Here is a 12,333-nt window from a genome sequence, read left to right as displayed (position 1 = left end):
TATTTTAACTAAAAAAACGTCAGAAGCTAGTGATTCATTAAGTTTATTCAGTACACCATCAATGACCTCATGAATTTAGTGTATTTTTTTTATAGAAACTAGTGATTTTTCATTATTTTTTGGATTTTATATTGGAAAAAATCAGCTTTAAATATTTTTTGTGAAATGTATCACTTAATTTGTATAAATTAGCATCAAAATAAAGCGCTTAAATTGAAGGATTGACTGAATTTTTATCCAGAATAATATTTTCAATTCGATTTAAATAAATATCTTTGGCGATATCACCTTGTTGCTCAATATTGTAATCGAAATAAGCTTTTCCTTGAATGAGGGTGTAGCGATAAGGGTTATATTTACCAAAACTCAGGTAAAGTGCGGACTGTAAAATCGCCCCCTTAAGTAATACATTCTCATGACGCTGATATTGATAAACATGGGCCATTTCATGAATAAAAACAGCTTGATAACCCAAGCTCATACAGGAAAAGTCTTCACAATAGTCTGCATCTTTTAAGTGAATATAACCATTGGGCGCCATCAAAATTCCAACAGGCTGCCATGGTAAATAAGGATGATTCATCACCTTGACTTGGCTGTAGTCAATTAAATCTCCAAATACACTTTGGCTAATACGAATTTCGCCATCTGTCAATTTACGATATTTGAATTGATCCAATTGAAGAAGTTGTACAAAGCGCCAAATGAAATTGAACATTGTTTTATTTTGTGCTGTGTAAAAAGTACATCCATAAGTTTAGCACTGATTCAGTGTGACCCAAAGATTAACTGTGGCCCAGATACACCACGATAAAAAAGCTGTCTATTGTTATATGTGCTGACATGAACCTTTTCTTGTTACCTAATTTCAGTTATGTGGCGCATATCTCATTCGAGTTTAGCATACCCAAGATTTAAATCATGATTTAAGCCAAAGCTGATGACTTATCCGCAAAGGTCATTATTTATCAGTAGAGGCAAGCTCAGCCCTTATTTGTCAGACACTTTATTGAATAGTCATAAATTGCCAATGGATTGACCTGAAATGTCAGTGGTATTTGAATCCAGATGACTTACTTTTCCAACATAAATAGGATTTTTTACTTGAAATGTGAATTTGAACTGGTTTTCAGTCAAATCCTTGATCCCTAAATAAACAATAGGTGCTTCATATGTTACTTGCTAAGCCTGTCAAAAAAGTGTTTGCAAAAGCTTTTCCAAGTCGATTGCCTAATTTAAAAGATCAGATTGCGAATATCCCGATTCGTCACTTCAATTTTAAATTTAGCCCAGATGAGTTGGATGTTAAATTTTTTATGCAAAAAGAGTGGGCGACTGCTTATTTTGCTGCACTGTCAATTTTTTTGACCTATGGTGAAGAGTTGGTGATCGAAACTGCACGACATCATCGTGATCAAATACAAGACCTTGTTTTAAAACAGCGTCTAACCAGTTTGATTGGGCAAGAAGCAATTCACTCAAAAGTCCATGAAGAATACAATGAAACCATGATTCCAAATAATTTGCCTGTGCAGTTATATCGGTTTTTAGCAGAACAGGTTTTTAATCATACTTTTTTAAAATTCCCACAACCTTTAAAGCTTTCAATGATGGCTGGGATTGAGCATTTCACCGCTGTCTTTGCTCAATATGCCATGACTCATCAAGACATCTTTAATCATTCTCTTGATGAAAAAACACGTGCTTTATGGTTATGGCATATGCTGGAAGAGTCTGAGCATAAAGATATTGCTTATGATACTTATCAAGTGCTTTCTGCAAATTATCCATTACGAATTTCAGGATTCTTTATTGCGTTGATTACTTTGGGTCTAGGCGTAGGTGCTGGCGCATTGATGTTGCCATTTTTACGACGTCCAATGAATAGCTTTAGTCTAAGTTTTTGGAAAGAGGCAAAGGGCAGTTGGGATTTATTATTTAGTCGAGACAATGGTGTTTTTGGTAGCAGTTTAGGCCATATTTTTGATTATTTGCGCCCAGACTTTCATCCTAATGATCATGATACAACTGAGCTTTTAGACTATTTCAAAAAAGAATTACTTGATCCTGAAACAGGCACACTCACCCCTTATTTTGTTAAACAGTTTACCCCTGCTTTACGGATGTAATTTTATTCAATCTTAGCGTTCAAATTTTCTATTCAATATGAAAATAATGTTGTAGATCAATACTGAGCTTTTCCGTCAATTTTGTTGAAGGAAAAGCTTTTTTAAAAGCTATGATTTTAACCAAGCACTTCATAAAAATTGTTTTTAAGGGACATTCTTTATCAGTGGAGGCAACTCCTTAAAGTGATTGTCTGACAATTATATAAGGTTGTCATAATTTGCAAACCGAATGAATGCATGTGCCAATGGTAATTGACAAGGCATGTCGTAATTTTTAGCCATCAAAGTAGAGTTTTTACTCAAAAGGCGATCTGTAGCTCATCAGCGTTAACACGATGAAATGGATTGCCATATTAAATGAATAAAGAGTACCAGCTATGTTCGCTAAGCCAATTAAGAAAGCCGTTGCTAAAGTTTTTGCTGCGGCACCATTCAGTCTGGAAAATCAAACGCCGATTATTCCAATTCGTCATATGAAGTTTGATTTTGATCCAGAGCAAGTAGATCACCGATTTTATATGGATGCAGAATTGGCAAGTGCATATTTTGCGTCATTGTCGATTTTCTTAACTCGTGGTGAAGATCTTGTGATTGATACTGCTCGTTATCATCGTGATTTCATTACTGATCCATTATTAAAGCAACGTGTCACCTCATTGATTGGTCAAGAGGCGATTCATTCAAAAATGCATGAAGAGTTAAACGACGCTTATTTAATCCGTGATTTGCCAGTAAAGCTGTTTCGTACTTGGGCTGGCTGGGCATTTGAATATGGGTTTGAGCGTCTTCCACAACCGATGAAATTGTCGTTGATGGCTGGTATCGAACATTTTACTGCGGTACTTGCAGAATACATGATGAATCATGAAGAAGTGTTCTTCTGTTCGCAAGATGAAAAACAACGGGCAATCTGGATGTGGCATATGCTTGAAGAATCGGAGCATAAGGATATTGCTTTCGATGTGTTTCAAGAATTATCCAATAACTATTTATTACGTATTGCTGGATTCTTTCCCGCATTGATCACGATTTTGGTGCTGATTTCAGCTGCATCATTTTTAGTGCCTTTCTATCGAAATCCTAAGAACCTGATTAGCTTACGTTATTGGAAGGAGATTCCATATAATTTTCGCCTGATCTTTGGCTTAAAAGATGGTGTTTACGGCAGCAGCTTTAAACATATTTTTGATTATCTTCGTCCCGATTTTCATCCAAATGATCATGATACATCTGAATTTTTGGACTATTACAAAGAGAAACTGCTGAATCCAAAGACAGGTCTTCTTACGCCATATTTGACGAAAGAATTTTATCCTGCATTGCGTTCATAAAAACCTAAAAAGAGATGGATTTAAAGTTTATGGGTATTTTTTCTAAAAAAGTTAAGCCGAGCCAAAATGCTTATGCGGTCGTGACTGGCGCAGGCAGTGGCATTGGACGTAGTTTTGCAATGGAACTTGCAAAACGCGGAGGAACAATTGTTTGTGCTGACATAAATCTGGATGCAGCCAAAGAAACAGTCAGTTTGATTGAATCACAAACTTCAGCTAAAGCATTTGCTGTGCAATGTGATGTGGGGGTGAAAGAGCAAGTAAAAGCACTTTCAGAACAAGCCGAAAAATTAATGAATCATCCTGTAAGCCTGATCATTAATAATGCGGGTGTGGGACTGGGTGGTAAGTTTGATGAAGTGTCACTGGACGATTGGCAATGGTGTATGCATGTCAACCTCTGGGGGGTTATTCATGGTTGTCATTATTTTGTTCCTCAGTTTAAGCAACAAGGTTATGGGGCAATTATCAATGTTGCTTCAGCTGCGGGCTATACAGCAGCTCCCGAAATGACCGCTTATAACGTGACCAAATCTAGTGTGCTGGCATTGTCAGAAACCCTTTCAGCAGAGCTTCGCGGTGACAACATTCGAGTGAATGTGCTGTGCCCAACATTAGTGCCTACAAATATTATGAAAAATGGTCGTTTGCCTGGTCATTATGCGGGTTTAGCAGATGATTTACTGATGAATCATGCATTTACCACCAGTGAACAGGTGGTGATTAAAACCTTAAATAATTTGGATGCAGGCAAGCTGTACACCATTCCTCAGCCAGATGCAAAACTGTTTTGGATATTAAAACGTGCATCACCCACCTTATATGCCAAAGCGCTGGGTATCGGATATCCATTATTTAATAAATACATCAAATAAGCTGTGAGTAAATCAAGATGACAACAGAAACAACTTTAGCTACGCCGCCTAAAGAGAAAAGCCTAGAGCAAAACTCAACCCAAACTACAGTCGAAGACATTAAACAGGTGACTCAATCGAATACTGCACAAGACAAATCGCTTGAAGCAAAACAGCTTAAAGAAAAAGTGCCTGTAGAGAAGCAAGTTGAGGCAAAGACTGTTACAAAGCCAGCGAAAGCAAAACACCCTAAAGCTGAAGTCCAAACTCCAGCTAAAGCTAAAAATAAGGCTGAGGTAAAAGTTGAAACACAAATAAGCGCTCAATCTAAAAAGCTTGAACAATCGGTTGAAGAAAAAGCGCCAAAGACTCAGCACAAAGAAGCTGTGCATATCTATGACACCATTGTGGTTGGTGCGGGTATTTCAGGGATTGCTGCTGCCTATAAAATGAATCAAGCAGGCTATAACGATTATGTGGTCCTTGAAAAAGCCAGTCGTGTGGGGGGGACATGGCGCGACAATAATTATCCGGGCTGCGGTTGTGATGTACCCTCAGCACTTTATTCATTTTCTTTCTCACCAAGCCATAAGTGGAGTCATTTATTTGCCAAGCAGCCAGAAATTCTAAGCTATTTAGAAGAAGTGGTGGAAAAATATGACCTTGGTGAGAAAATTGAATTTAATAATGAGTTGATCAGTGCCAAATGGGATGAAGCACAACATATTTGGCACTTAGAAACATCAAAAGGTCAATATCAAGCCAAGACAGTGATCTTTACGACAGGACCGATTACTGAACCTGCTTTGCCGAAATTAAAGGGAATTGAAAGTTTTAAAGGTGAAATGTTCCATTCAGCACGTTGGAATCATGATTATGATTTAACGGGTAAGCGTGTTGCAGTGATTGGTACAGGGGCTTCTGCAATTCAGTTTATCCCGCAAGTACAACCTTTAGCGAAACAGTTAATCGTATTTCAGCGTACAGCGCCATGGGTACTACCTAAGGCGGATATGGAGTTAAGCGAAACGGCTAAGGGGATCATTTCTCGTTTCCCAATCATTCAACAAACTTGGCGTAATAGCATTGCACAGATTTTAAATGGGATTAACTTTGGATTGCGTAATCCTAAAGTATTGGAACCTGTGAATTTCCTAAGTAAGCAATTACTCAAACTGCAAATTAAAGATGAAACCTTGCGTAAAGCAGTGACACCGAACTTTACTATTGGATGTAAGCGCTTATTGTTTGCAAACAATTATTATCCAGCACTACAACAAGATAATGTGAATCTGATTGCACATGGTTTGGTTGAAATTGATGGAAATACAGTGGTTGCAGCAAATGGTGAACGTCATGAAGTGGATGTGATTATTTGGGGAACAGGCTTTGAAGTTTCACATCCTCCGATTGGTAAACGGGTTTATGATAGCAATGGTCAGGTACTTGCTGAGCGTTGGAAAAATAGTTCACCTGAAGCATATTTGGGCGCCAGTATTGAATATGTACCGAATGCGTTCTTGGTCCTCGGTCCAAACATTCTGGTATATGATTCATTTATTGGTATCGCGGAAGCACAAGTCGGCTATATTGTTGATGGCTTGTTAAAAATGCGTGAGCAAAAATTCACTCGCTTTGAAATCAAAGCGGATGTGCTTGCCCAGCATAACAAACGTCTGCAAAAACATTTAAAAACCACTGTATTTAATGCGGGTGGGTGTAAGTCTTATTATCTGGATGAAAATGGTCGTAACTTTGCAGCATGGCCATGGTCATTGCAACAATTACGTAATCAATTAAAACAACTAGATTTAAACCATTATAGTGTGAGTAAAAAATAAGCTTAGTATTCAATTGCTGAACACTTTTTATGAGAGCCCTAAATTGATTTAGGGCTTTTATTTTTTTGTCTTGTGCGACGATGTAATCCAAAAATAATGATTTCAGCTAGGATTAAATTGACCACCCAACCTAACCAAGATTCTAGCTGATAGATGTGAATTGGGGTTAACCAATCAAAATATGGTTGTAACTGATAAAGCACGATTTTCCATGTCCTTAAGCTCAGCGCTGAAAGGCTCAGTACAAAACTACGGATCATCCAGTCACGATGTAAAATCCAGCGCTTTTTCAATAAAAAGTACAAAGCGGATAGGGTGGTGATCGCCCAGAGTGAACTTAATAAGACAAAGCTGATTTGAGTAGATAACCCTCCAGCCGCTGAAAAAGCTAAAATTAAGCCACTGGGTAAAGACAGCCCCAAAATGGTGATCAGATACAGCCAACCACTCCAGCGATGAATTCGGGGATAATGCGTGCGAAAGACACGGAAAAACTGTGTAAATCCAGCGATGAATACAAAACTACTGCTGATCACATGGATTTTAAAAGCCGCCTGCCAAGGTTGAGTATTGACTACATCTTGCTTTAACAAGAGGAAATGCTGATCAGTTTGCCATGGGAAATATTGCAAACATATTGCGACCATGAGATAGCATAAATAAGCATAGATCACGAGTGAAATTAGACTCAAACTTGAATATGCCAAGGCGGTTTTTGTTTTGTTCATCACTGCTTATAATGGAATGGTGATTGAGAAATTATAATGGAAGATAAGTTGAAACAGCATATTTATGTTTGGGTATGGCATAGATTTTAAAATAAACCACAGAGAATCCTGATTTATTTATCTTAAAGTAGATCACAAAGCAAACAATTTAATCTAAAATCAATGTGAAAATGCATTCAATATCTTCATAACAAATAGGTATAACAATGAATAAAAGTTTAATCGCACTCGTCGGATTAGGAATGATTGGTTTCCAGAATAGCTATGCACTGGATATTCAACAGTTGCAAAAATCTTGGTCTGGAAAATATGATGAGCAGAAAATTGCTGTTTTCATCCAATCTATCGATCGTAATCAGGTCAAAGGCTATAGTGTTCTTGGTAAAAATAAACAAAATTTCTCAGGAAAAGTACAGACAACTTCACAAGGCTATAAAATTACCGCAACAGAAAGTGGCGCTAAAGCAAGTAGTGGTGTGTTTACGTTTACTGTAAAACAGAATCAGCCGAATGTGTTGGAGTCTAGTTGGGAATCTACAACGGCTAAGGTTAAACCAAAATATTTTGATTTAAAGCCGCAACAGTGTCGCTATCAAAAAGATGTCGGTGATTATCCAGTTGCATCACAACGTTTATTAAAAGATGAGGATCTACAAATTCCTCCTGAAGAGCTGGACTGGATGCGTAATGAAATTTATGCGCGTCATGGTTATTCATTTGCCAATAAAGAGATTGCCTCTCAATTTGCTAACGATAATTGGTATATGCCATGCAGTACCAATGTTGAAAATCAATTAACTCAGATTGAAAAGACCAATATCCAACGTATTAAAAAAATTCGCCCGTATATGGCGAAAATGGAATGGGGTCGTTAAGCACACAATCAATCACAAAATCTGAGAGTTTATCTTATGCTTCACTATCCTTCAGTTCGATTGAGTATTATGGTTTTTGTTTTAAGTTCATCTGCCCTAAGTTTTGCAGCAACACCTACAGATCAAGCAGTGATCAACAGTATAACGAACCTAAACGCTTCTCAAGCTACACCCGCCAAAGCGATAATGATTGATTATATGAAAGAGGTTCGTTTGTTGTCAGGAGAGCTGGCTTATCTCTCTGGTGTAACATTTGAAAATGCAGGACGAAATTTTTGGGGAGGCTATATATTGACGCGCCCAAAACTAAAACAATCTCGAATACTTGAGTTCGGTGGTCAAGCCAATGATTTCACAGTACATACGGTGCAATATCGAGCAAAACCAATCGATTTGATTGAAATAGAATCTGCAGGCTCGGGTCAGGGGCAAGTTTCCCAGACAACTGATTTAGTCTATTTTGATGGATGGAAAGCTAAAATTATTGTAACTGCTGAATCTTCGAGTGATCCGGGGCGTTTTAGTGAGAAGTTGGGTGAGGAAGATTGTAAAACGGGTGGGGAAATTGTTTCAAGTTTAAAGATTTTATCCGCCAGCAATGAAGTGATTAAAACTATTCAATCATCCAATGCGTGTAAAAATGCAAAAGTTACAACCAAAACGGAAAAAATTAAAATCGTACTATAAGTACCCGTGTTGATTGCAGTGCTCGGTGATTCGATCAGATGGGATTCACTTTTTCCATCTCTGAAAAATGAAGCATCATCTGTGCAAAGTAATTAAACTTAAAATGTAAGGCAGGGTAGTCACAGCATTCATATCACCGTCCGATATATTCGACGGTTAATTTTATTATTGAAGATAAACGATATTTTGTTGTATGTGTTTTCCATAAACTCACTATGCTAAAAAGTGCAGAATTTTATCTTTATTATATGCATCAATGGTATATAGATTTTCAAAAAAGCGCACAGTCAAAAGGCTCTGCGCTTTTTTGATTGATATGAAGAGTTAAATAGCTTGGGTGTTTTCATTTAGCCAGTTTAAAATATCACCTTCTAAGTGAGGTGCTAATCGCTCTCTGACTGTTTGATGGTACTGATTCAACCATGCTTTTTCATCATGACTGAGTAGGTCTAAAACGATACACGTCAGGTTAATCGGGCACAGTGTTAGTGTTTCGAATTCTAAAAATTGACCATAGGTCGTATCTTCAAAATGCTTAATTTTGTTGACGACAAGATTCTCAATTCGAATGCCGTACTTGCCTTGATGGTATAAGCCTGGTTCATTAGAGGTAATCATCCCTTCACGCATCTTGGTGGAGGGTGTGACTGGGGCATAATATGAAATCACTTGTGGGCCTTCATGAACATTCAATGCATAGCCGACACCGTGACCTGTACCATGACGATAATCCAAACCATATTTCCACAGGGTTTGACGTGTGATCGAATCTAAAAGAGGTGATGCAATGCCTTCAGGGAAAACGCTTTGTGCAAGTGCAATATGGCTTTTTAACACTAAGGTGTAATCACGTTTTTGTTCCGCGCTTGCTGTGCCTACGGGAACAACACGAGTAATATCTGTGGTTCCTTCATCATATTGTGCGCCTGAATCAATCAGCAGCAAACCATCACCACTAATCTCGCTAAAGCTTTCTTCTGTAGCGCGATAGTGGGGTAATGCACCGTTGGCATTAAAGCCTGCAATTGTCGAGAAGCTTAATCCAATAAAACCTGCTTGTTGTGCGCGAAAGCCTGAAATTTTTTCGTCGATGGTGAGTTCATTGATCGATTCTTTATCAGCCAATGCGTTATCTAGCCAATGAAAGAAATGACATAGGGCAACACCATCTTTGGTCATCGCACTGCGCACATGTGCAATTTCTGAAGGATGTTTACGTGATTTAAATAAACTGCTTGGATTAATGTCTTGGACTAAATGACTTTGCTGCTCAATGGCCTGTGCATATGAAATTGAGACTTTAGCAGGATCAATTAAAATATTTTGTTGTTTAAGTTCGAGCAAAAACTCGATGCTTGCGTTATAAGCTAAGATTTCAATGTTATCCAAAGCAAATCTTTGCTGCATTTCAGTTGAGAGCTTTGCATCATCAATAAAAAGCACAGTTCGAGAATGGTCAATATATAAGTGTGCTAAGAACACGGGATTATATTCAACATCACGCCCCCTACAATTCAAAATCCAAGCAATATCATCGAGTGCAGAAATAAAATGCCCCGTTGCTTTTTTCTGAATAAGTTTGTGACGGATCGCAGTTATTTTTTCTAAGCGTGTTTGCGCATTTAAATCATCTGCCATTTGCCAAATGGGTTGTAGGGGCAGTGCTGGGCGTTCAGTCCAAATTTCATCAATTAAATCTAAGTCTGTTTGGATTTCAAATTGCTGGGATTGAGCAACTTGACTTAACGCATCAAACTGTAAGGCGGAAATGGTGTGTCCATTGACTGAAATTTTTGTGTTTTTGGGTAGATGTTGTGAAAGCCAAGCCAAATGTGTTGATGATTCATCAGGTGTCTGCTTTTGTAAAACGTAACCTGTATTTTCCAGTTGCTGTTCAGCTTGTACCCAATATCGACCATCTACCCATAAAGCTGCGAAGTCTTGAGTAACTACAATTGTGCCGACTGAACCTGTAAAGCCTGTTAGCCATTGACGTATTTTCCAATATTCAGGTAGATATTCTGACATATGTGGATCTGCACTCATGGCGATAAAAGCATCCTGCTGATATTTCTTCATAATTGTACGAAGGTTTTCTAATTTGTTGGCAGGTGACAAACTGTTCATACTTTTTCCAATTGCATATCAATAGATTTTTGAGAGGGGGTCGATGTTTGATTGAGTAATTTACGAATCGGTTTTCTCATTAACCATAGAACGAGTGCGCCAAGAAGTAAAGCGATGACACATCGCACAAATAGCAAGGGTAATTGGTCAACTTCATGGATAGAAACATGACCACCGATTAAACCTGCCATTAAGTTTCCTAAAGCAGATGCTGTAAACCAAAGCCCCATCACTTGTCCACGAATGATGGTTGGAGCAAGTTTAGTCATCGTTGAAAGACCAACAGGGCTTAAGCATAATTCACCTAGTGTTAAAAGTAGGAGGCTTGATGCGATCCACAATGCAGAAACAGTTCCACCATTTTGGGTGATCAAGTAACTGGCAATGCTCATCACGAGAAAACCACCCGCAGCGAGAAGTAAAGCAATAATGAATTTGGTGATATAGCTAGGGTCACGATTTTGTTTGCCTAATTTAACCCAAAGCCATGCGATGATCGGTGCGAAAATAATAATGAAAAGTGGGTTAATCGATTGAAACCAAACTGCGGGTATTTCAAAGCCAAAGAATTGGCGATCTGTAAAGTCTTGGGCGAAAAGATTGAATGATGTTGGTTTTTGTTCAAATGCTGACCAAAAAAGTGCAGCGGTGATGAGTAAAATAAAACAGATAATGATTTGTTTTTTCTCAGTATTATTCAAACCAGCAAAGAGCAATAGATAGCTGAAATATAAGGCAATACAAATACAGATTGTGATCGTGAAATATGTGGCGATCTGAATTGGATTGATGTTAACTATCCCAAGAGAAACTAGACCGATAATCAAGCCCACAACGGCAATAAAACCTATGATCATTTGAGGTGCTTTAGGATTGTAATGTACAGGACGAGCCCAGTTATTTTCATTGCCTTGCACATGATTAAATTGATTTAATTGAGGCACAGTTATTAACTTAAAAATCAGTAAGGCGATTAACATTCCAACGCCACCGATTCCGAATCCCCAGTGCCAACCATGTTCTTTAACCAATAAACCAGTCAATAGTGGGGCAATCAACGAGCCTAGATTAATTCCCATATAAAAAATGGAAAATCCTGCATCACGCCGTGAATCTTGAGCCTGATATAAAGTGCCAACAATGACGGAAATACAGGTTTTAAATAAACCAGAACCGATCACAATCAAAACTAAACCAAAATAAAAAAAGAAATGTCCAAATAAAGCTGCCAATGCAATTGATAAATGTCCGAGTGCGATGATCAGTGAACCGTACCACACAGCGCGCTCCTGACCGAGATAATTGTCAGCAACCCATCCACCCAATACGGTCATTAAATACATACTGCCTGCAAATAAGCCGACAATTGCTGATGCTGTTGGGCGATCTAAACCGAGACCGCCATCAGCAACTAAAGCCGCCATATAGAGGATTAATAAAGGGCGAATACCATAATAGGAAAAACGTTCCCAAAGCTCGGTAAAAAATAAGCCTTTTAATGGTTGGGGGTGACCAAAAAAAGCTTGATCTGGGTCGTGTACTTGTTTGGATAAATGTTGAGGCATCTTCAAGTCCTTTGAAAATGTATGATTAAAAATTTTTAAACAATATATAAAATAAAGTTATTTGTTGGGTGTTTTTTAAAGTAGTGATTTGTAAGTTTTATAGTAAAAATATAAATTTCAGTTTTCTATGCTTATATTGGTGTTGTTATGTTTTGATTTTAAATGAATTTTAAAATAAATAGATTATACCAATTGG

Annotated in this window: 10 protein-coding genes; 6 read left to right on the top strand and 4 right to left on the bottom strand. The window is 37.9% G+C overall.

Annotated elements, in window-relative coordinates:
- Window positions 1-208: 208 nt before the first annotated feature.
- Window positions 209-718 (bottom strand): hypothetical protein, encoded by a 510-nt coding sequence (locus AC07U8_RS15370; protein WP_270384918.1) that lies wholly within the window; start codon window positions 716-718, stop codon window positions 209-211.
- 454 nt (window positions 719-1,172) lie between these two features.
- Between AC07U8_RS15370 and AC07U8_RS15365 the strand changes: the two genes are divergently transcribed.
- The 4 genes from AC07U8_RS15365 (at window position 1,173) to AC07U8_RS15350 (ending at window position 6,155) form a co-directional block, all read left to right on the top strand.
- A complete protein-coding gene (locus AC07U8_RS15365; protein ID WP_494738228.1) occupies window positions 1,173-2,129 on the top strand; it encodes a metal-dependent hydrolase in 957 nt (318 codons plus the stop codon).
- Between the two features lie 377 nt (window positions 2,130-2,506).
- Complete coding sequence (locus AC07U8_RS15360) at window positions 2,507-3,460, top strand: metal-dependent hydrolase (RefSeq protein WP_494738227.1); 954 nt, start codon at window positions 2,507-2,509, stop codon at window positions 3,458-3,460.
- Between the two features lie 29 nt (window positions 3,461-3,489).
- On the top strand, window positions 3,490-4,335 hold the full coding sequence (locus tag AC07U8_RS15355; protein WP_494738226.1) for an SDR family NAD(P)-dependent oxidoreductase: 846 nt from the start codon (window positions 3,490-3,492) through the stop codon (window positions 4,333-4,335).
- Between the two features lie 293 nt (window positions 4,336-4,628).
- Entirely contained in the window at window positions 4,629-6,155 is a 1,527-nt protein-coding gene (locus AC07U8_RS15350) for a flavin-containing monooxygenase (RefSeq protein WP_494738610.1), read from the top strand.
- A 38-nt stretch (window positions 6,156-6,193) separates the two neighbouring features.
- On the opposite strand, the gene AC07U8_RS15345 is transcribed toward AC07U8_RS15350, so the two are convergent.
- A complete protein-coding gene (locus tag AC07U8_RS15345; protein WP_494738225.1) occupies window positions 6,194-6,883 on the bottom strand; it encodes a DUF2306 domain-containing protein in 690 nt (229 codons plus the stop codon).
- A 206-nt stretch (window positions 6,884-7,089) separates the two neighbouring features.
- On the opposite strand from AC07U8_RS15345, the gene AC07U8_RS15340 reads away from it, so the two are divergent.
- Window positions 7,090-7,758 (top strand): YARHG domain-containing protein, encoded by a 669-nt coding sequence (locus AC07U8_RS15340; RefSeq protein ID WP_034612492.1) that lies wholly within the window; start codon window positions 7,090-7,092, stop codon window positions 7,756-7,758.
- 36 nt (window positions 7,759-7,794) lie between these two features.
- Window positions 7,795-8,445 (top strand): hypothetical protein, encoded by a 651-nt coding sequence (locus tag AC07U8_RS15335; RefSeq protein WP_336951795.1) that lies wholly within the window; start codon window positions 7,795-7,797, stop codon window positions 8,443-8,445.
- 324 nt (window positions 8,446-8,769) lie between these two features.
- Here AC07U8_RS15335 and AC07U8_RS15330 read toward each other — a convergent pair whose 3' ends face one another.
- The gene (locus tag AC07U8_RS15330; protein WP_494738224.1) at window positions 8,770-10,572 is read right to left on the bottom strand and encodes an aminopeptidase P family protein; all 1,803 of its coding nucleotides are present in this window, start codon (window positions 10,570-10,572) and stop codon (window positions 8,770-8,772) included.
- On the bottom strand, window positions 10,569-12,137 hold the full coding sequence (locus tag AC07U8_RS15325; RefSeq protein ID WP_494738223.1) for a peptide MFS transporter: 1,569 nt from the start codon (window positions 12,135-12,137) through the stop codon (window positions 10,569-10,571). The genes AC07U8_RS15330 and AC07U8_RS15325 overlap by 4 nt, the downstream gene beginning before the upstream one ends.
- Window positions 12,138-12,333: the final 196 nt, after the last annotated feature.

This window comes from Acinetobacter sp. GW821-FHT01E09 (assembly GCF_059422385.1).
Note: the sequence above shows the minus strand (reverse complement) of the source record. Positions and strands in the feature narration are given on the sequence as shown.